General features: G+C 54.2%; 17 protein-coding genes. 9 read left to right on the top strand and 8 right to left on the bottom strand.

Annotated features, from left to right (window positions below; genetic code table 11):
* Window positions 1-9: 9 nt before the first annotated feature.
* A complete protein-coding gene (gene kduI / locus NYE26_RS16890; protein ID WP_036724811.1) occupies window positions 10-843 on the bottom strand; it encodes a 5-dehydro-4-deoxy-D-glucuronate isomerase in 834 nt (277 codons plus the stop codon).
* A 225-nt stretch (window positions 844-1,068) separates the two neighbouring features.
* On the opposite strand from kduI, the gene NYE26_RS16885 reads away from it, so the two are divergent.
* From NYE26_RS16885 to ybaK, 4 genes are all read left to right on the top strand, one after another.
* On the top strand, window positions 1,069-2,742 hold the full coding sequence (locus tag NYE26_RS16885) for a hypothetical protein (RefSeq protein ID WP_339248998.1): 1,674 nt from the start codon (window positions 1,069-1,071) through the stop codon (window positions 2,740-2,742).
* A 239-nt stretch (window positions 2,743-2,981) separates the two neighbouring features.
* A complete protein-coding gene (gene aspA / locus NYE26_RS16880; RefSeq protein WP_209878557.1) occupies window positions 2,982-4,406 on the top strand; it encodes an aspartate ammonia-lyase in 1,425 nt (474 codons plus the stop codon).
* 85 nt (window positions 4,407-4,491) lie between these two features.
* On the top strand, window positions 4,492-4,764 hold the full coding sequence (locus tag NYE26_RS16875; protein WP_268748447.1) for a YolD-like family protein: 273 nt from the start codon (window positions 4,492-4,494) through the stop codon (window positions 4,762-4,764).
* A gap of 12 nt (window positions 4,765-4,776) precedes the next feature.
* Window positions 4,777-5,247, top strand: coding sequence for a Cys-tRNA(Pro) deacylase (gene ybaK, locus NYE26_RS16870; RefSeq protein WP_209878555.1), 471 nt, complete (start codon window positions 4,777-4,779; stop codon window positions 5,245-5,247).
* A gap of 52 nt (window positions 5,248-5,299) precedes the next feature.
* Here ybaK and NYE26_RS16865 read toward each other — a convergent pair whose 3' ends face one another.
* The 4 genes from NYE26_RS16865 to NYE26_RS16850 all read right to left on the bottom strand — a co-directional run bounded on the left by NYE26_RS16865 (window position 5,300) and on the right by NYE26_RS16850 (window position 8,643).
* Window positions 5,300-6,115: an aminoglycoside phosphotransferase family protein gene (locus NYE26_RS16865; protein WP_339248997.1), complete on the bottom strand. Its 816-nt coding sequence runs from the start codon at window positions 6,113-6,115 to the stop codon at window positions 5,300-5,302.
* Window positions 6,116-6,176: 61 nt separating this feature from the next.
* Window positions 6,177-6,929 (bottom strand): YdcF family protein, encoded by a 753-nt coding sequence (locus tag NYE26_RS16860; protein WP_339248996.1) that lies wholly within the window; start codon window positions 6,927-6,929, stop codon window positions 6,177-6,179.
* A gap of 384 nt (window positions 6,930-7,313) precedes the next feature.
* Window positions 7,314-7,664 (bottom strand): cupin, encoded by a 351-nt coding sequence (locus NYE26_RS16855; RefSeq protein ID WP_339248995.1) that lies wholly within the window; start codon window positions 7,662-7,664, stop codon window positions 7,314-7,316.
* A 13-nt stretch (window positions 7,665-7,677) separates the two neighbouring features.
* Window positions 7,678-8,643: an AraC family transcriptional regulator gene (locus NYE26_RS16850; protein ID WP_339248994.1), complete on the bottom strand. Its 966-nt coding sequence runs from the start codon at window positions 8,641-8,643 to the stop codon at window positions 7,678-7,680.
* 175 nt (window positions 8,644-8,818) lie between these two features.
* Here NYE26_RS16850 and NYE26_RS16845 point away from each other — a divergent pair, with 175 nt between their 5' ends.
* Window positions 8,819-10,936: a glycoside hydrolase family 52 protein gene (locus NYE26_RS16845; RefSeq protein WP_339248993.1), complete on the top strand. Its 2,118-nt coding sequence runs from the start codon at window positions 8,819-8,821 to the stop codon at window positions 10,934-10,936.
* Between the two features lie 259 nt (window positions 10,937-11,195).
* Here NYE26_RS16845 and NYE26_RS16840 read toward each other — a convergent pair whose 3' ends face one another.
* The 3 genes from NYE26_RS16840 to NYE26_RS16830 form a co-directional block, all read right to left on the bottom strand.
* Window positions 11,196-12,302, bottom strand: coding sequence for a glycoside hydrolase family 88 protein (locus NYE26_RS16840; protein WP_036724826.1), 1,107 nt, complete (start codon window positions 12,300-12,302; stop codon window positions 11,196-11,198).
* A gap of 119 nt (window positions 12,303-12,421) precedes the next feature.
* Window positions 12,422-13,279: an AraC family transcriptional regulator gene (locus NYE26_RS16835; RefSeq protein WP_339248992.1), complete on the bottom strand. Its 858-nt coding sequence runs from the start codon at window positions 13,277-13,279 to the stop codon at window positions 12,422-12,424.
* Between the two features lie 112 nt (window positions 13,280-13,391).
* Complete coding sequence (locus NYE26_RS16830; protein WP_339248991.1) at window positions 13,392-14,492, bottom strand: endospore germination permease; 1,101 nt, start codon at window positions 14,490-14,492, stop codon at window positions 13,392-13,394.
* A gap of 177 nt (window positions 14,493-14,669) precedes the next feature.
* Between NYE26_RS16830 and NYE26_RS16825 the strand changes: the two genes are divergently transcribed.
* The 4 genes from NYE26_RS16825 (at window position 14,670) to zwf (ending at window position 19,368) form a co-directional block, all read left to right on the top strand.
* Window positions 14,670-16,178 carry a spore germination protein gene (locus NYE26_RS16825; protein WP_339248990.1) on the top strand — a complete coding sequence of 503 codons (1,509 nt, stop codon included), beginning with the start codon at window positions 14,670-14,672 and terminating at the stop codon, window positions 16,176-16,178.
* 1 nt (window position 16,179) lies between these two features.
* Window positions 16,180-17,403 (top strand): Ger(x)C family spore germination protein, encoded by a 1,224-nt coding sequence (locus NYE26_RS16820; protein WP_339248989.1) that lies wholly within the window; start codon window positions 16,180-16,182, stop codon window positions 17,401-17,403.
* A gap of 6 nt (window positions 17,404-17,409) precedes the next feature.
* The gene (locus NYE26_RS16815) at window positions 17,410-17,640 is read left to right on the top strand and encodes a hypothetical protein (RefSeq protein ID WP_339248988.1); all 231 of its coding nucleotides are present in this window, start codon (window positions 17,410-17,412) and stop codon (window positions 17,638-17,640) included.
* A gap of 189 nt (window positions 17,641-17,829) precedes the next feature.
* Window positions 17,830-19,368, top strand: a complete 1,539-nt coding sequence (gene zwf / locus NYE26_RS16810) for a glucose-6-phosphate dehydrogenase (protein WP_339248986.1) — start codon at window positions 17,830-17,832, stop codon at window positions 19,366-19,368.
* Window positions 19,369-19,399: the final 31 nt, after the last annotated feature.

Raw genomic sequence — 19,399 nt, 5'->3', positions numbered from 1 at the left:
GATTTGCTACTATTGTAATTCTTTCATCCCTACGGGGTCCATATCATCATACCGCTTGTTGTCTCCGGCCATGCTCCAGATGAAGGTATAGTTATGCGTACCGACACCGCTGTGAATGGACCAGCTTGGCGAGATGACAGCCTGTTCATTGTGCATTACGATGTGGCGGGTCTCGGTCGGCTCGCCCATCAGGTGGAAGACGATGGAATCATCCGGCAGATCGAAATAGAAGTAGGCTTCCATCCGGCGCGGATGCGTGTGGGATGGCATGGTGTTCCACATGCTGCCCGGCTTCAGCTGAGTCATCCCCATTACAAGCTGTGCGCTCTGCACGCCGTTCGTGTGGATGAAGCGGTGAATCGTCCGTTCGTTGGAATTCTCCAGACCGCCCATGGCTCCGGATTCGGATTCAGCCAGCGTAGTCTTCGTAGTCGGGTAAGACTGGTGTGCCGGAGCGGAATTCAGATAGAATTTTGCCGGCTTAGCGCTGTCCGCACTCTTGAAAATAACATCCTTCGAGCCTTGGCCCACATACAGGCATTCCTTGAAATCAACCTCATATTCAGTACCGTCCACAACAACCGAACCCGGGCCGCCGACATTGATGATTCCCAGCTCGCGGCGTTCCAGGAAGTAAGTTACGCCAAGCTCCTTGAGGTCCGTAGTCAGAGTTACCTCTCCGTTCACCGGATTCGCTCCTCCAACGATCATGCGGTCTTCATGGGTCAGGACAAGCTTCAGCTCGTCTGGTGCAAAGATAACCGGGATATGGAACTCCTTACGCAGGCGCTCAGTGTCAAACTGCTTCACTTCATTCGGATGTGATGCAAAACGTCTTTCCATCGAATATTCAGTCTCCTTAGAAAACATATTTTCGTTCGTATAGGTACAACTTAATCCATTTGCGTTCATTTATCAAGCATAATCTTTTTTAGTACGTTTATTTTAGTTTATTTGTTCGGGAATAAGATTGCCATCTGAACTGAAAGCGTGCACAATAGAGCTGGAGTACAGGGGATTTATTCAGGATTAAAAATATGGAATTGATACCTACGGAGGGTGAACGAGATGGCAGATATGCCTCAGCAACAGACGACTTCTAAAATACGCCAGCGTCAGATTATATCCGCTATCGCGGTGGAGGCGGAGCGCCGCCCGCTGCTGTACAGCGGACTCTGGTTCCACGATGATGTGCGGAACAACTTCTATTATGCGTCTTATCTCTTTGCCGCTGCGGTGGATGACACCCTGGAGCTGCCGTTTGGCAAGGAGGATGCCAAGCGGAAAGCCGAGTCTGTACTATTAGAAACCGTTAGGCTCCAGAACCGAATGCCGGGGACCCCCCTGTATGGACATTGGCCGCTGGGGCTGCATCCCACTCCGGGAGAGGCTGCACCGCATGAGCTGCCGGTTGAGATTATGGGCAGCCTGATGGTCTGGTTCAACCGGCAATATTCCGACCGGTTCAGCGCGGGACTGCGGGTGGCGTTCCATACGGCTATCGGCCATATCTACCGCAGCGCCTTCTTCCGTAAGCAGGTAGCGACCTTCGGCCATCATGAAGCCAAATATACGGCCGCCAAGCTGATCTTCGGCAGGCTGTTCGAGGATGATCTGCTGAGGGAGGACGGGCGGCACAGTCTGGAGCTGACGCTGGCGCATATCCGTGCGAAGGGAATGCCGGAATATGGCAGCCTGCCGTGGTTCTGGCACTGGGTGCAGGCGTTCACCTGCGCCTGGGAGCTGGAAGAGGACAGCAGCCTGAAGTCTACACTTGGGGAAATGCTGGACTACCTCTGGAGCGAACGGAGCCTGTGGTACCTTAAAGGCGCCTGGGCGGGCGCCCATTCCCGGGGCTGGCCGCATGATGTTCCGGCAGACGGCAATCTGCTGCACGACTATGTGCAGTTCGGGGATTTCGCGCTGCCTGAGGAGATGCCCCGTACTGAATATGCAGGGTTCCTCTATTATGAAGCGCCGGAGGAGGTGCGTTCCGCAGCCCTGAACCGCCGGTTACCGGCAGAAGTCTGCAAGAAGACTGAGAAAGTAGTTGCCGGTTCCACGGAGCGCCAGCCGGCGCTGCATTCTTACGCCTATATCTGCAAGGATTACGCGGCAGGCGGGATGTGGGAGCGGGTGGAGGAATTCGACAATGAGCAGCTGCGCTGGGCCTTCTCGCTCCCGGTTCCGGCGGCGGCGGGCGTGAACCGGCTTTATTTTTTCCATCCGGGTCAAGGCTATCAGCCAGGAGATCCCCGGCACCAGAGTCCTTATATGGAGGTGCTATATCATCAGAACACGATCCTGTCGCTGTTCCCGGTGCCCGAAGGAGAGGATAAGGCCATCGTCGGAGTGCTCCCGTTAGGCGAATGGATCAGGCAGCCCAAGGCACTGCTTGGCTATGCGGGCAATGTGTATTTTGCCGTCTATGTATCTCAGGAATATGAACTGCTGGAGCGGCCATCCTATCTGGAGGTAACGTCCAAGAACATGCCCGGAGCCGTCGTGGTTGAAGCGTTAAGCACAGATCAGGCGGCGGAGCTGGGGATACACAGTTTTGAGGAATTTGCCGCAGCCGCTATACAGCGGGCACCGGAATTTACGGAAGGAGAGATCCTCTCGGCAGCGTATACGGCCTGGATGGGGAATGAGCGCCTGCAGCTCAGCATAGACAATAAGCATACGGGAATACAGTCGCTGATTAACGGCAAACCGGTATCATTTGAACATTATATGGTCTAAACGGGACACTTCACTCCCTGGGAACATTAGGATTTTTTCGGATTGGAACTATCTTAAATTTTAAGCTACAATGACATAGAGCCCGGGGGTCAGCAATGGCTGCCGGGTTCTTTGCGCTACCCGCATAGGCCTTAAGCATGGCGCAGCAATGAAGGTAATATCTTTGGCGCTGCAAGGAAAGAATAAGTTGACTAATTTGCAGCAGAGGATCTAATACTGAAGACATGGGGGAGAGAAGGATGACAGAGACGGAATATCGGCTGGAGAAGGATTTTTTGGGCAGCAAGCAGGTGGAGCATCAGGCCTATTACGGGATACAGACCCTCCGGGCGGTGGAGAATTTCCCGATTACAGGCTACCGTGTGCATCATGAATTAATCAAGGCGATGGGGATTGTCAAAAAATCCGCTGCGCTCGCCAACATGGAAATCGGCCGCCTCTATAAGGGCCTGGGTGAGGTCATTGTCCAAGCGGCAGACGAGGTGATTGCGGGGAACTGGGATGAGCAGTTCATCGTTGATCCGATTCAGGGCGGCGCAGGCACCTCGCTGAATATGAATGCCAATGAAGTGATTGCGAACCGTGCGCTGGAGCTGCTGGGCAAGGCCAAGGGGGATTACCTGCAGCTCAGTCCGAACACTCATGTGAATATGGCGCAATCGACGAACGATGCTTTTCCGACGGCGATTCATATTGCCACGCTATCGCTTCTGGAGCAGCTGCTGATCACGATGCGGACGATGCACGGTGTATTTTTGCAGAAGGCTGCTGAATTCGATTCTGTCATTAAAATGGGGCGGACCCACCTGCAGGATGCGGTGCCAATCCGTCTGGGACAGGAATTCGAGGCGTACAGCCGGGTGCTGGAGCGTGATATTCAGCGGATCGAGCATACGCGCGGCCATCTCTATGAGGTGAATATGGGAGCTACCGCCGTGGGTACCGGACTGAACGCCGATCCCCGGTATATTACGCGGGTCGTTGAGCTGCTGGCTGAGATCAGCGGGCTGCCGCTGGTCAGCGCCGAGCATCTGGTGGATGCTACGCAGAACACGGATGCTTATACCGAAGTCTCGGCCTCGCTGAAGGTCTGCATGATGAATATGTCCAAAATCGCCAATGACCTGCGCCTGATGGCCTCGGGCCCGCGTTCCGGCTTCAATGAAATTACGCTGCCGGCCCGCCAGCCGGGATCGTCCATCATGCCCGGTAAGGTGAATCCGGTGATGGCCGAGGTGATTAACCAGGTGGCTTTTCAGGTGATTGGCAATGATCACACGATCTGCCTCGCCGCTCAGGCCGGTCAACTGGAGCTGAACGTTATGGAGCCGGTGATGGTGTTCAATCTGATTCAGTCGATCAGCATCATGAACAATTCCTTCCGGGTGTTCACCGACTATTGTCTGGCAGGGATTGAAGCCAACAAGGAGAAGCTTGCGCGTGAGGTGGAGAGAAGCGTCGGTATCATTACCGCCGTGAACCCGCATCTGGGGTATGAGGTCGTCTCGCGGATTGCCAGGGAAGCTATTCTGACCGGAGAATCGGTGCGGGCCTTGTGTCTGAAGTACAATGTGCTTAGCGAGGAGGAGCTGAACCTGATTCTGGACCCGTATGAAATGACCCATCCCGGCATCGCGGGGGCAGCGCTATTGAATCATGAATAATAATCGTGATTTGTGTAAAATCAGGCTTCCTCTCATGGTATAATAGACACGAGCATTTACACCGGGCATTATCCTATATTCTGTAATGGCTTACTGGAGGCAAAGTGTGGCGAAGGCAAAAGTGGCAAAACGTCCCACCCGCGACGAATTCGTGCTTGAGGAGCTGGGCAACCAGCTGGTAGAGGCGAAGCAGGAGGATTCCGAGATTCTGCTGACAGTCTGGGGGAAGGAAGAAGAGGTGCGCGGGGTGATTGTAGAGATGGATTCGCGTACCGGCAGGGTGCATGTCAGAAATAACGAAGAGATTATCAAGGTGCCGTTCATGGACATTATGCAAATCAATTATCCCCGGGATTAGGGGGAGCGGCAGATGAACAAAACGAATGCCATGCGCATACTGGATGCAAGGAAGATAAGCTACACCATTCATAGCTACGACAATGAGGACGGGCTGATTCATGGAACAGCGGTTGCTGAGAAGATTGGCCTGCCTCCTGAGGTAGTATTCAAGACACTGGTCGCACACAGCGGACCGCAGCCGTATGTCTATGTGATCCCGGTTGCTGAGGAGCTGGATCTGAAGCGAGCCGCCAGAGCCGCCGGAGTGAAGAAGATTGAGCTGCTGCCGCTGAAGGACCTGCTGAAGCACACGGGATATGTCCGCGGGGGCTGTTCCCCTGTCGGGATGAAGAAGCTGTACCCTACGTTCATTCACAGCAGTGCGGCGGAGCTTGAGACAATCGCGGTCAGCGCAGGCCGGATCGGCGTTCAGATGGAGCTTGAGCCGAAGCTGCTGGCTGAAGAGGTGTCTGCGGTTGTTGCAGAGTTGATTAAAGAGTAAGTGTAACGAATAAAGCCGGAACTCCTATGTGTGTAGGGTTCCGGCTTTTGCTTCAAGCAGTAGTCCATTCGCTGAAATGCTCCGCTATGAATTGCATCTCGCGCTCATAGTGGGCCAGGTGGCCTTCTTCCACCATTTGGACAAAAGCAGGATTGCCCGCCTCGGCCTCCTTCTTCAGCGTATCGCACATAGCCGTGAGCCGCCGGGTCAACCAGTCGTGCAGATCTTCCGGGACAGGGAGTCCATAGGCTTCAAAAAACAGCTGAATCCGCCGCTGCCGGTCTGCTGCATGGAGGTCTGCCTGGTAAGGTACCGTGGAGCCTGTCAGATAGTCAGGAGCAAAACCGGCGAGCGGAACTGAAGTATAGAGGGTATAGGCAATATCCCATAGGCGCGGTCCCGGACCGGCCATGTCGAAGTCAATCAGCGCTACGGGCGCACTATGCTGAAACACTACGTTGTACAGCGCCGCGTCATTATGACAGATCACTTCATGTGCCGCAGAATCGGCATAGAGGAGCTGCCACTCCGTATGTATACTATTCGGTACGAATCCCTCTGTTGCATCATGATAGCTGCGTAACAGGCGGGCCAGGCCCGTAAGGGTCTCTTCAGACCACATGAACGGCTCCAGCTCAGGATAAGCGTTGCCCGGAACCTCGCCGGGAAGAAAGGACAGAATCTCGCGCCCTGCTTCATCTAGGCCTAGGAATCTGGGTGCTCCTGCGAAATTCTGCTGCTCCAAATGCTGTAGCAGTGCATGAATACTTGTGCTCCAGCTCCCTGTAGGACGGCGGACGGTGTCTGCCTTGCGGATGATCTCATTTACATTTCCGCCGGTTAATTTCTCTTCATCGTACGGGTTCATTGGTTAAAGGTACCTCGCTTTCTTTGATGAGCGTGCGGCCGCGTGCAGCCAGCTGCAGGGGTCAAGGCAGCAGCTTCGCAGCGATTAACCCCAGATACTCCTTCAGCGCCAGCCCGGTTGTGGAGACGGCTCCGGCGGACGGAGCGAATTTGCTTATATAGAGTGACATAGGACGGCTGGCCTGGAAATCTACCGGAAAAGCCTGCGGCGTAAGTCCGGCATGCCCGAACTGGACCATGCTGCGCGGCATATGGAAGCCCGAGGTCACCAGAACGGGACGGCTGAAGCCATGCTCCTGCATGAGCTTTGCGGTGTTGACCGCATTCTGCTCTGTATTGAGCGAGCGGTTCTCCGGCAGGATATCCTCTGCGGGGATGCCGAGGCCGATGAGCTGCCGCCGGGCGATATCCGCTTCATTGCCGCTGTCGGCGAATACCTGTCCCCCGGAGAAAATAATCGGCAGGCCGGTCTCGCGGTACAGCCGCGCAGCTGCCAGCAGCCGGTTCGCTGCCGGACCGGACATATTGCCCTGCCCGTCCAGATCCGGGGTGCCGGAGGTGGCCCCGCCGCCGAGGATTACGATCACATCCCCCTCTGCGGAAGCAGGCTGAGGGTACTTCCGCTCCAGGCTTCCGATCAGCGTGTCGCTGACGGCAGAGGTCATCGACAGATAGAGCAGCAGCGTGACCGCCAGCAGCACGATTGCGGGACGGCGGCTGCTTCTCCACAGCCAGACCACCATGCCCAGCAGCAGCAGGACGAATAGCCCGGGCGGCAGGACAAAGCTGTATACGAATTTAATGAGATAGATCATACGGTCACCAACTTTTATAATTAGGATAATAGATATTTCACCAAAAATCCGTCTGCATAGCAGCTTGATTCTAGTTGTATGGTACCATCGGGTCCAGCTGGAGTTCCCGGCTTCACGCGGCTGATTTGGCGATCCTGCACTGCGCTGTTTTGTGCTTCGCGCTTTACATGCCCTCCATGCGCGCTTTTGGTGAGCTTACAACTGAAGTGGACTGAGATTCCTTTATTTTGCCAAAATTAAGGTTGATAATGCCGAAACGGACTGAGATTCCGCTATCTTGTACTTTTGAGCCTCTAAGGACACATAAAGGATTCTCTGTCCGCTTAGCCCGGAATTTCACCTGATTTGCTCATATAGCGGAATCTCAGTCCTCTTAATGTTCAGTTAGAGAGTCATGTAGGCGGCGGGATTCAGCGAATCACCTTCAATCATAATCGCAGTCAATCCTGAATCCGTACGGGTCTCATGCCATTCCCCTTGCTCCCAAAAGACGGCTTGACCTGCACTCACAGCTGTAAATTCAGCTTCCTCTCCGCGCACAACCCCTTCACCGTTCATAATGAGCAGCAGCTGCGGACAGCTCGCCTGATGAAAGCCGATTCCTCCCTGGTGTCCAAGATATACGCAGCCGATATGTGTTAACCCCTCAGTCTGGATAATCCGGGATATGATGAAATCGGAATTAAAGGCTGCTATGGGTTTGCCGGATTCTGGTTTGAAATGGTATATCTTCATTATGTAACTCCTCCTAAGATGTACCTCCCCCTGAGTGTGGGAGGGGCGCTCCGTCGCCTGCCTTGCCCGGCTCCTCCGTAAGCTGGCGGTAGCCCATGGGGGGCAGGCCGGTCCAGCGCTTGAACTGCTTGCTGAAATGAGACACATCGCGGTAGCCCAGCCGGTAGGCGATGCTCTCTACAGACAGACTGTTATCCAGCAGCAGCAGCTTGGCATGGCGGATAATGAGATCGGAGAGATACTGTCTTGGCGGCAGACCATAGATCTGCCGAAAGGCGCGGTTGCAGTGGTTGGGGCTGTAGCCGAGCCTGGCCGCGATCTCCTCGATGCTGCCAGCTCTGCTGCCAGTTGCCGCTGCCGTGAAGACGGATTCCTGCAGTAGCCCTTCAATGGCATTCGCCAGGGCAACGGTCTTCTCCGTCACTCCCGGCAGGGTGCTCCGGGCAGGGGAAGGCAGGGCAGCCAGCACCCAGCCGGTAAGGGCGGAGAAGAACTGGAGCGAAGCGTTCAGCATCAACAGCCGGCCCCGCTGTGCATCACTGGCCTCTGGGAGAATGGTCGAGCGGATGATGTCATCCAGGGAGGAACGGATTGCCTTCAGCTCCGGGGTGTCTCCGCTTAGACTGACGGTATCCATCGTCATCAAGGAGCGGCGCAGAACCAGATCGTCAATGTCGAAGTGCAGGCAATAATAAGACATCTCATCCCCTGCGGCTGCGCCCAGACTGGAATGCAGCACACCGGGGCGGATGAACAGAATGTCGCCGCTCTCCTGGATGTAGGATTGTCCGCCTATGGCCATGTGCTGCGAGCCCTGCAGAACGATGTTGATCTCGAACATCGGGTGAGTGTGTGCCGGATATTGCCATTCCTTATTCACCTTGCGCCAGTGGGCGGCAAAGAGATGAAAGGCAGCTTGAACATCCGGGGACATGCGTCCATCCATGGAATGCTGTGTGCCGGGATCTAATACGTTCATGTTCAACCTCTTCTTTGTTAAAAGATGGATCTATTATAGCATAGGCCGCTGCGTCCGATTGATTTGTCCAAATAATTGGCGGCTTTGCGCCTGTTGCCTGAGGGGAGGGTAGCGCTAACATAGAGCTAGAGCCCGGCACGGCCGGGACACAAGCTGGAGGGAGTGTATATACTGTATGCCAACGAACAAATTCTTCAATGCCCATCATTCACCGATAGGATCATTCTCAAGCTTCACCCTCGGATTTCAAGGAGCGTCCGGCGGCTTTGACCTCGAACTCGGCAGGCCGCCGAGACAGAACATATATATCGGCCTTGCACGCAAGGATGGCCGCGGTTACGATACGTTGCCCTTCCACGAGCAGGGCAGCGACGATGAGAGCAAGCGCTACGACATCGAGAACCCGGACCCGAGCCCGGATAAGCCGCAGATTCTGTTTCACTTCGGGGAAGACGAGATTACGCGCGATTTCCGGCTGACCACCGACAGCTGGCAGGCAGGCGATCTGACCTTCCGCATTCTGTCACCAGTCCGGCCCGTTCCGGACCCGGGGACGGCTTCGGATGCAGAGATGAAGGAAGTGCTGTTGCCAGCCGTGCTGGTAGAGCTTGAAGTCGATAACACAGCGGGCAGCTCTGCGCGTCGTGCTTTCTTCGGCTTCCAGGGGAATGACCCGTATAGCGCCCTGAGAAGATTCGATGGAGGCAAGGAGGAGCTGACGGGTGTCGGCCAGGGCCGGTTCCTGGCGATTGCCGCGAAGCAGGGAAGTGTTAAGGCGGCAATGCATTTTACAATGGAGGATATTCTTGCAGCGGAGCTGGAGGAGAACTGGACGTTCGGGCTGGGTCAGGTTGGCGCGCTTATTATGGATGTGCCAGCCGGCGAACGCAAGGTGTACCAGTTCGCGGTCTGCTTCCACCGCTCCGGTTATGTGACTTCAGGAATGGATGCGAGCTATTACTATAACCGTTATTACAGCAATGTTGAAGCTGTTGCGGAATATGCGTTATCCCGGTTCGACACGCTGAAGAAGCAGGCCGAAGAGGCGAACGGGATGCTGGAGGGAACAGGCTTAAGTGACGACCAGACCTTCATGCTTGCTCACGCCATCCGCAGCTATTACGGCTCCACCGAACTCTTGGAGTACAGAGGCCAGCCGTTCTGGGTCGTCAACGAAGGCGAATACCGGATGATGAACACCTTCGATCTTACGGTAGACCAGCTGTTCTACGAGCTGAAGATGAACCCGTGGACCGTACGCAATGAGCTGGATATGTTCGTGGACCGGTTCAGTTATGTGGACACTGTCCGTTTCCCGAGAGATAGCACCGAGTATCCGGGCGGACTTAGCTTCACGCATGATATGGGAGTAGCCAACGCCGTGTCGCGTCCGGGGTACTCCTCCTATGAGCTGTACGGCATTGACGGCTGCTTCTCGCATATGACCCACGAGCAATTGGTCAACTGGATTCTCACTGCAGCAACCTATGTGGAGCACACGGGCGACCGCAGCTGGATGGAGCGCAATCTGACCGTACTGGAGAGCTGCCTGCAGAGCATGCTCAACCGGGATCATCCGGACCCGGCGAAGCGCAATGGCGTGATGGCGCTCGACAGCTCGCGGACCATGGGCGGTGCAGAGATCACGACCTATGACAGTCTGGATGTCTCCCTGGGCCAGGCGCGCAACAATATTTACCTGGCGGGTAAGTGCTGGGCAGCATATTTGGCGATGGAGAAGATTTTCCGCGATAACGGCAATACGGAGCTGTCACAGACTGCCGGCAGACAGGCCGAGCTCTGCGCAGCAACCATCGTGGGCAGTGTTACCGAAGGCGGCTATATCCCGGCAGTAATCGGAGAAGGCAATGACTCGAAGATTATCCCAGCCATCGAGGGTCTGGTATTCCCTTACTTCACCGGCTGCAAGGAAGCCTTGGAACGCGGAGGACGGTTCGGCGAATATCTCGAGGCACTGGACACTCATCTGAAGGCTGTGCTTGTAGAGGGAGTCTGCCTGTTCGAGGACGGCGGCTGGAAAATCTCCTCCACCAGCAATAACAGCTGGCTGAGCAAAATCTATCTCTCCCAGTTCATCGCCAGAGAAATTCTCGGCTTGAAATGGGATGAGCAGGGACGCGCGGCAGATCAGGCCCATACGGCTTGGCTTACGCATCCGCAGCTCTCGATCTGGAGCTGGAGTGACCAGATTATTTCCGGCGAGATCACCGGCAGCAAATATTATCCGCGCGGTGTGACGGCCATTCTGTGGCTGGATGAGCAGCGTGGGTAAGCATTCGTACGCCGTATAAGCGAAGGGAAGAATCGAACGTTGCACAAGTGAAGGAACGTGTTAAACATTATAAGTTGCATTCTTTGCAGGATTTTGAAGCGCAGATGTGGATACGCAGGATTATAGGGTGAGCTTTCAAGAAGCATAAGTTTAAAATTACAAACAGCGAGCCTCCCGGGTGCGGGGGTTCGCTGTTTGTATTATGTGCGAATCCCCAATGATAGGGAGGCCCGCTGTTTGTTGTTATGCCATTACCAGACTAGAAAATACGGTGCTTCCAGCCGTTGAGCTTCGCTACGGCTTCAACATAGTAGTAGTCGCCATAGATCAGCGACACATCTGTGAGCGAATCGCCGCTGGCGGCTCCATGCAGCAGAATGGCTTCATGGTCCGGCTGGTCCCAGGTGGCATAATTCTCTGTAAGTGAACGCAGTATGCGCTCTGCGGCATCCGCATACACGCGTTTCTCGCCCGGCGGTACAAGCTCTGCCAGTTCCAGCAGGCCAGAGGCGGCGATTGCTGCGGCCGAGCTATCTCTGAACATGCGCTTGTCATCTGCAAGCCGGAAGTCCCAGTGCGGCACGTGATCCTCCGGGAGAGCCGCGATGAAATAATGGGCGATGCGCTTGGCGGTATTCAAGAAGCGCACGTCCCCGGTGTTACGGTAGGTGTTCGTGAAGCCGTACAGCCCCCAGGCTGAACCCCGGCTCCAGCAGGATTCAGGGGAATATCCCTGTCCGCCGAAGTTCTCAATATAAGCGCCGGACTCTGCATCGAAGGACAGAATATGCCTGGTGGACCCGTCCTCGCGCACACCATAGGTCATTGCTGTCTCCGCATGGCGGGTAGCAATATGGCTGTAGCGCGGATCGCCGGTGATCCGGCTGGCCCAGAAGAGCAGCGAGATGTTCATCATGCAGTCGATGATCACCCAGCCGTGCTTGTCCCCGTTCCAGGCGCGGATGAACCGGCCAGCCGGATTATAACGTGCAGCCAGGTAGTTAGCCGCTTCAAGTCCCCGGCGCAAGCCCTCTGCATCACCTGTAAGCGTATGCTTGATCACCGCAGTAGCCAGGAACTGAAAGCCGACATCGTGATGCAGCTCTTCGGTCGGCTTCGCGAACCACTGTCCAATCGTTTCGTCCCAGGGCCAGGCAGTATCCTTATAAGCATCCTTGCCGGTCATATCATACATAACCCAGAGTATTCCCGGCCAGAAGCCGGAGGTCCACCAGTCAGTCCCGGGATTATCGAATCTGCCGTCTGCTCCCGCAGCATGAGGACTCCGCTTCCCGAGCGCCTTGATCATGCCGTTTACTTTCGGTTCCAGACGGTTCATTACTTCCTGCCAATAAGCTGTAGTCATCGCTGATGCCTCCACTTGAATTAGATTATGGCCTCAGTATAACGCCTCTGGCGAACTGGAAGTTGTCATTTGATATCACGAAATGTTGTTATATTGTCCTATTCCTCGCAAGTAGGCTCTCAGGTTCCCTTGCGGTATTGCAGCGGAGAAAGGCCGAGTACCCGCTTGAACAGCTGGTTGAAGTAGGAAGGATTCGGGAATCCGACAGCGCTGCCGATTCGCTCCACCGTCAGGTCCGTCGTCTCGAGCAGCCGGCAGGCCTGCTTGAGACGACGGGCGGTAAGATAGTCGACCAGGCGGCCGCCTGTTTCCTGATGAAAAATCCGCGAGACATAGGATTTCGAGAGGTGAGTCTCCTCCGCAAGCTGCTCCAGATTCACCTCTTCCTGATAATGCGCTTCAATCCAGTTCATGATCTGCTCCGAATAGCGGAGCTTCCGCCGTTCTCCGGTATGAATCAGTGACTGCTCCCCTGTTCCCAGGCAGCTTAACAACTGCAGAAGCAGCATCGTGATATCCTCGGTATCTTCCCCGGATGATTTGCTCCGGCACTGGTTGTAATTCCCATAGATCCATTCCATAGTCTCCAGGCGGTCACCAAGATCGAAGCCGCAATAGGGATTGCTGCCTTGCCATAACTCATTGAACACCGCTTTACGTTTGGCGAAGCCCTGCAGCAGATGCTCTGCTGTCAGGGGGTCGAGATAGAAGATCGTCCGTATGAACGGGCATTCGGGTGAGACGTCCGAAGAAATCCGGTGCAGCTGATACGGCTGGAAAAAGAAAAGCATGCCCGGCCGGATATCATACATCTGCTGATTCACAACAATGCTGCCCTGCCCGCCGTGTACGAACATGATCTCACAGCACTGATGCCAGTGGTAATATCCCTTGTAATGATCGTCGGTATAGATGCGGTAGTCCCAGATCAGCGACTGCCGGTTCGCAAACAGAACAGGCTCGAATAGCTGTTTCATCCTTGGTTTACGCTCCTGTCATGACAAAATAAAGATATTTAATGGTTTCTATTATAACGTTGACCCCACCAGGGCGCTACAATAAAACAGGAGCTTCACTCTATGGATTAGCTTAGGAGGCAGCGCGCCGCTGCCTCACTTTGTGTACTACGAGAATAAGCAGTGGAAGTGCGAGCGAATAGGTTAAATTCCAGTCCACCCAGTAAGGGGGGATTTCTTTGACATAGAAGATGATGTCCTTGGAGATGAGCTGTGAAAGTCCGTAGATCAGGAACGCGACAGGGAAGATTAGAGGGCGGTGGCTTTTCAGCTTGAATATTTGCGCCATTCCGAGCACAAAGGCATAGAAGTAGAGTGCTGTTTTGAAATAGGTCGTGATAATCCAGGCGGTAGCCATCAGCGCTTCAAGCCGCTGCAAGAAGTTGGCGATATTGATTTTTTGGGCCAGGATATAGGCGGCATAGAAACTATGCTCGGAGAAATAGACGCCGAGAACGGTCAGTGAGAGAAAAAGAATCAGGTTCAGACCTACGGAGCCTATGCAGAGCGCGATGAAGATATCACGGTTAATCTTACTGTTCTTGCGGGTGTAAGGGTAGATCATGAAGAATACGCAGATCTCTCCGAAGGGATAGAACACGCCGATCATGATCGAATGCAGCATATCCGGCAGGGGTGTAGTCATCATGGGATAAACACGCTCCAGCCGGACCTGCGGAAATAAGAGCAGCATCAGGGCCACCAGGAATAAGGCAAACAGCGGAAAGAACACCTGCGCTGCCCGGCCGACCGTCTCAAGCCCCAGACGCAGACCGTACACCAGCAGAACAATGCTCATGAACCGGATTACTCCGCCGGGAGTTCCCTCGTAGATCTGGGTACACATGAAATCCTCTATTTCCCGGACATACGTAGAGGCCGCGATGATGAAGAAGAACAGATAGTACCCGCCTACCGCGCTGCCTAGCCATTTCCCCAGCACCTGCCGGCTGATCTCAATAATATTTTGGTCCGGACTGATATTTGCTACTACAACAAACAGGAAGACTAGTGCAATCCCCGGCGGTATACTGATCAGGGCGGCGATCCAGGCATCCTGATGGGCTTCGGAAGTCATGGCTGCAGGATAGACCAGGGCCATATCCCCGATAAAGGTGAAAAGACCGAGGATTACCAACTGCGCTGTGCTGATCCGCTCTTTTTCAATACTCATCTCTATCCCCCCTTTACATGTGACCTCCAGGGCCTATGAACCCGGAACCCTCTTAGTATGGCATCCCCTTCCAGAATTATGTGAATCAAGTACAGGTCTGAATTTGAGGAATAATTATCAAGCAATGCTACCAAACTAACCTGAATAGAATGTTCACGGGAAGGAGAAGTGGCCCGGATGAAGGGTACGGTGGAGGGGGAGTTATCCAGCCGGCTGGAGGTCAATAATGAACAGCTGTACAAGGTGCTGGGCGAGAGCACTGACCTGGTGAGAAAACAGCTGAAGCTGGGAGAGCATACGGAGCTGGCTATTTTTTATATTGATGGCCTGATAGATAATCAGCTGCTGCATAATTCGATTCTGTATTCGCTTCAGGAGGGACGGACCTCGGCTCTTCTGGAAGAACAGGACCCTGATAAGAAAATAGAAATCTTGACCAGCCGTGTGCTAATGGCCGGTGATCTTACCGTGGTTCAGGATTACGCCAAGTTCGTACACGACCTGTTATCCGGCAACGTGATGCTGATGGTGGAGGGGACGGCATCAGCGCTGCGGATCGGGCTGCCCGGCTGGGAAGACCGGGGTGTAAGTGAGCCGAGCTCGCAGTCTGTGGTCCGCGGACCGATGGAGGGGTTCAGTGAGAATCTGCGGACCAACACCGCGCTAATCCGCCGCAAAATCAAAGACAGTCAGCTGTGGCTGGAAACGATGCAGATCGGCCGCGTCACCCAGACCAGTGTCTCGATTATGTATCTCAGCCACATTGCGAATAAAGAGCTGGTGCAGGAGGTGAAGCGGCGCCTGAACAGCATCGATACGGACAGTATTCTGGAGAGCGGCTATATCGAGGAATTTATTCAGGACAAGGTGGCGACCCCCTTTCCCACGATTTATAACAGTGACCGGCCGGATACCATTGCGGCAGGCATCCTGGAAGGGAAGGTGGCAATCCTGGTCGATGGAACCCCTTTTGTGCTGCTGGCCCCGACCGTATTTGTCTCCTTCTTTCAGTCGGCGGAGGATTATTATCAGCGGGCGGATATTTCTACCCTGCTGCGGTTCATCCGGTTTCTATCTTTTTTTATCACCTTGTTTGCCCCTGCGTTCTATGTGGCTATCACAACCTATCATCAGGAGATGATCCCGACCAATCTGGTGATCAGTCTGGCCGCCCAGCGGGAGACGGTGCCGTTTCCGACTTTTGTCGAAGCGCTGATGATGGAATTGACCTATGAGATTCTGCGGGAAGCAGGCGTACGTATTCCTAAAAACGTGGGCCAGGCTGTCTCCATCGTCGGTACGCTGGTCATCGGGCAAGCGGCTGTTGCGGCGGGATTCATCTCCTCGGCGATGGTTATCATTGTATCCATAACAGCGATCTCGAGCTTTGTGATTCCCGAAGCCGGGATGTCCATCGCTGCACGCATAATCCGGTTTTTCCTGATTGCACTGGCCGGGTTCATGGGGCTGTACGGAATATTGTGCGGAGTATTCATAGTGGTGCTGCATCTCGTCAGCCTGCGCTCCTTCGGCGTTCCTTATATGAGTCCGCTGGGGCCCTTCAGGCCAACAGACCTTAAGGATTCGTTCTTCAGGTTCCCCTGGCCGTTCCTGAGAACAAGACCGCAAGAGAATAGAACACAGAATCTGCATCGCCAGAACAGATCCAAACGCGGAGGTTCCTGATATGACAAGCCGTATAAAGAGAGCCGTCGCTGCTTGCCTTTCCCTGCTGCTGCTTTCGCTATTGCTTAGCGGGTGCTGGGAGAGGAAGGAGCTGAATGAACTGGCTTTTGTGCTGGCGCTGGGCCTTGATAAAGCGGAGAACGGCTACAACGTAACGATGCAGGTGGTCATCCCCTCTTCTATCTCTTCACAGAATTCAGGAGGAACAGGGGGGAGCGGGGTTCCCGTAGTTGTCTATAATTTCACAGTGCCAACAGTCTATGAATCCCTCCGCAAGTTCAATCTGATCAGCTCCCGTTCTCCCTATCTGGGCCATATTCGTGTGCTGGTGATCGGAGAAGAGCTGGCACGGGAAGGGGTAGGCGAGACGCTGGATGTGATTAAAAGAAGCCGGGAGCCGCGTATGGACTTCTATGTGATGGTTGCACGGAAGACTACCGCCGAGAACGTTCTGAAGGTGCTGACCCCGCTGGACCGGCTGCCGGCCACTAAATTATTCAGCTCCCTGGACAAGTCCTACAGGATTTCATCCAAGACCGTCGCGGTCACATTGGATCAATTCATCGAGGACCTGCTCCTCCAAGGGGAGAGTCCGGTGTTAACCGGAGTGGAGGTGGAGGGTGATCCCGAGGCAGGCAGCGAGAAAAGCAACGTGGAACGGACAGACCCCAGGACGAAACTTCGCTATGAGGGTGTTGCCGTATTCAAAGGGGACAAGTTGCTTGGCTGGATAGATGATGACTATACGGTTGGCTTCAATTACGTGACTGATAATGTCACCAAAAATACGGGACACTTCAAAGACGAAGCCGGAGGTCTGATCATTATAGAGGCGCTTACTTCCGTTACCAAACGGAAGGTGAAAATCATAGACGGCGAGCCACATATATATTTGAGCGCCGAAACACTATGCAATGTGCAGGAGGTTGAAGGCGCGGATAAGCTGGATACGGAGGCCAAAATCATATCACTGGAAGAGGAGACAGAGGAACGGGTTGTAAAGCGGATGAAAGATGCTGTAGAGGGAATCAGCAGGCAGTTCAATGTGGATATCTTCGGCTTCGGGCAATCCATTTACCGCAAGAGCCCCAAGGCATGGGAGAGGCTGAAGGAACGGAAGGGAGAAGGCTATCTTAAGACCCTGCCTGTCCATTACGAGGCCAGTGTGACGATCAACCGGATCGGTACAATTGATAATTCATTTTATGAAGATATTAAGGAGTGAGCCTGTATGCTGCTGGTGTTGATGTTTACTCTGGTTGCCGCAGGCTGTGCAGCCATGGATCTGTCCTCCCTGAAGGGCAGGCAGAAGCGGCGCGATCGTATGGTCTGGGGTCTGCTCTGGATCGGCGGAATGGCGGCCACGATATGCACGCTGCTCAAAATCCAGGTTCCCAGCCCGCTGCTGCTGATTATATTCATCTACAAGCCGATCAATGATCTGGTATCTTCATGGTTCTGATCATGAGTTCGGAAATCCCGGCAGGCCTTCTCGTTGAAGGCCTGTTATTTGTCATGCACCGGTAGTTTTTCGTAAATGTCGAATTGAGATTGACGAATTGAATTTATAGTCGTATGATGTGTGTTATAAAAGTTCCTGAGTAATATTAAGTAACTATATAATAAAATGATAATAACGGGAGGAATGAAAGTGGAATCATCTACATTTGTACTTTTTGGCGCAACCGGGGACTTGGCGAAGCGGAAAATCTTCCCCGCTCTATACAACCTGTTTACTGATGGCAAGCTTTCCGGTCCTCTCTCAGTCATTGGACTGGGCAGAAGGGAGCTTACTAACGAGACGTTCCAGCGTCAGGTGCTGGACTCCCTGCGCACCTTCTCGCGCCGTCCGGTAGAGGATACAGCGGCGCTGCAGAATTTCCTGCAGGCTTTTGAATATAGTGTGCTGGATGTTGGGCGTCCTGAGGATTATGTGAAGCTGCTTGGGCATGTACAGCGCCGGGAGGAAGAGCTGGGGCTTCCGCAGAACCGGATGTTCTACCTGTCAGTCGGTCCCGAATTCTTCGGGGAGATTGCCGGTAATATCAATGCCAGCGGACTAGGGAATACCAAGGGCTGGAAACGTCTGATCATTGAGAAGCCGTTCGGACGGGATCTGCAGTCGGCGCGTGTGCTGAATGAGAGCTTGAGCGCAGCTTTTGCAGAGGAGGAAATCTTCCGGATTGATCACTTCCTCGGCAAGCCGATGGTGCAGAACCTGGAGGTGCTGAAATACTCTAATCCTGTGCTGCGGGCCTTGTGGCAGAACCGGTATATCGCGAATGTCCAGATTACCGCCAGTGAGACGGTGGGTGTGGAAGAGCGGGCGGGTTACTATGATAAGGCTGGGGCGCTGCGTGACATGTTCCAGAACCATATGCTCCAATTGCTGATGATGATGGCGATGCAGCTTCCGAAGGGCAGTACACCGGAAGACGTCCGCAGCAAAAAACGGCATGTCATCCGTTCCGTCCGGCCGCTGCTGCCCGAAGAGGTATCACAACATGTAGTGCGCGGCCAGTATGCAGCGGGGGAGATGCGCGGACAGCAAGTGCCTGCGTATACCGCTGAACCGGGGATCGCAGCCACTTCACAGAATGAGACGTATATTGCTGCACGCCTATGGATTGAAGATCCGCTGTGGAACGATGTGCCGTTCTACATTCGTACAGGTAAGCGCATGAAGGAGAAATCCACGCGGATTGTTATAGAATTCAAAGAGCCGTTTAATGATGTGCATAACAAGAACCGTAACAAGCTGCCGCTTGACCCTAATCTGCTGGTAATTGATATTGGCCCGCATGAGGGCATCTCTCTGACTCTGAATACCAAGAATCCGCTTCAGCACGGGAAGCTTGAGCCGGTTAGCATTAAGCATGAGCCGGGCAATCCTGATGTGCCGGAGGCTTATGAGAATCTGATCTATGATGCTATGCTCGGCGACGCTACGTTCTTTGCCCACTGGGAGGAAGTAGAGTTGTCCTGGCAGTGGGTTCAGCCTATAATCGAAGCAACAGCAGATGGCAGCCTGCCGCTGCACCTGTATCCTGCCGGATCTAACGGCCCGGCGGCGGCAGATCAGCTCCTTGGCGAGTTCCACTGGTGGCTGGATGAGCCGGAGAATGCAGAGCCTGCACGCGTTCACCGTACAGCCGGGATAGAGCCGGAAGTCATCCGGCCGGGAGCGTAAGCGGCGGCGGTAACAGCAAGCGGACAGAGTT

Source organism: Paenibacillus sp. FSL P2-0136 (genome assembly GCF_037975325.1).
Taxonomy (GTDB): Bacteria; Bacillota; Bacilli; order Paenibacillales; family Paenibacillaceae; genus Paenibacillus_AQ; species Paenibacillus_AQ silagei.
The sequence above is the reverse complement of the archived record's forward strand: the minus strand, read 5'-3'. Positions and strand labels throughout refer to the sequence as shown.

Excerpts from the sequence above, each read along its gene's own strand:
- aspA (WP_209878557.1), top strand. The coding sequence starts at position 2,982 with ATGACAGAGACGGAATATCGGCTGGAGAAGGATTTTTTGGGCAGCAAG.
- ybaK (WP_209878555.1), top strand. The coding sequence starts at position 4,777 with ATGAACAAAACGAATGCCATGCGCATACTGGATGCAAGGAAGATAAGC.
- NYE26_RS16835 (WP_339248992.1), bottom strand. The coding sequence starts at position 13,279 with ATGAAACAGCTATTCGAGCCTGTTCTGTTTGCGAACCGGCAGTCGCTG.
- NYE26_RS16845 (WP_339248993.1), top strand. The coding sequence starts at position 8,819 with ATGCCAACGAACAAATTCTTCAATGCCCATCATTCACCGATAGGATCA.
- NYE26_RS16850 (WP_339248994.1), bottom strand. The coding sequence starts at position 8,643 with ATGAACGTATTAGATCCCGGCACACAGCATTCCATGGATGGACGCATG.
- NYE26_RS16875 (WP_268748447.1), top strand. The coding sequence starts at position 4,492 with ATGGCTTACTGGAGGCAAAGTGTGGCGAAGGCAAAAGTGGCAAAACGT.
- NYE26_RS16865 (WP_339248997.1), bottom strand. The coding sequence starts at position 6,115 with ATGAACCCGTACGATGAAGAGAAATTAACCGGCGGAAATGTAAATGAG.
- kduI (WP_036724811.1), bottom strand. The coding sequence starts at position 843 with ATGGAAAGACGTTTTGCATCACATCCGAATGAAGTGAAGCAGTTTGAC.
- NYE26_RS16820 (WP_339248989.1), top strand. The coding sequence starts at position 16,180 with ATGACAAGCCGTATAAAGAGAGCCGTCGCTGCTTGCCTTTCCCTGCTG.
- NYE26_RS16885 (WP_339248998.1), top strand. The coding sequence starts at position 1,069 with ATGGCAGATATGCCTCAGCAACAGACGACTTCTAAAATACGCCAGCGT.
- NYE26_RS16825 (WP_339248990.1), top strand. The coding sequence starts at position 14,670 with ATGAAGGGTACGGTGGAGGGGGAGTTATCCAGCCGGCTGGAGGTCAAT.
- NYE26_RS16815 (WP_339248988.1), top strand. The coding sequence starts at position 17,410 with ATGCTGCTGGTGTTGATGTTTACTCTGGTTGCCGCAGGCTGTGCAGCC.
- NYE26_RS16840 (WP_036724826.1), bottom strand. The coding sequence starts at position 12,302 with ATGACTACAGCTTATTGGCAGGAAGTAATGAACCGTCTGGAACCGAAA.
- NYE26_RS16830 (WP_339248991.1), bottom strand. The coding sequence starts at position 14,492 with ATGAGTATTGAAAAAGAGCGGATCAGCACAGCGCAGTTGGTAATCCTC.
- NYE26_RS16860 (WP_339248996.1), bottom strand. The coding sequence starts at position 6,929 with ATGATCTATCTCATTAAATTCGTATACAGCTTTGTCCTGCCGCCCGGG.
- NYE26_RS16855 (WP_339248995.1), bottom strand. The coding sequence starts at position 7,664 with ATGAAGATATACCATTTCAAACCAGAATCCGGCAAACCCATAGCAGCC.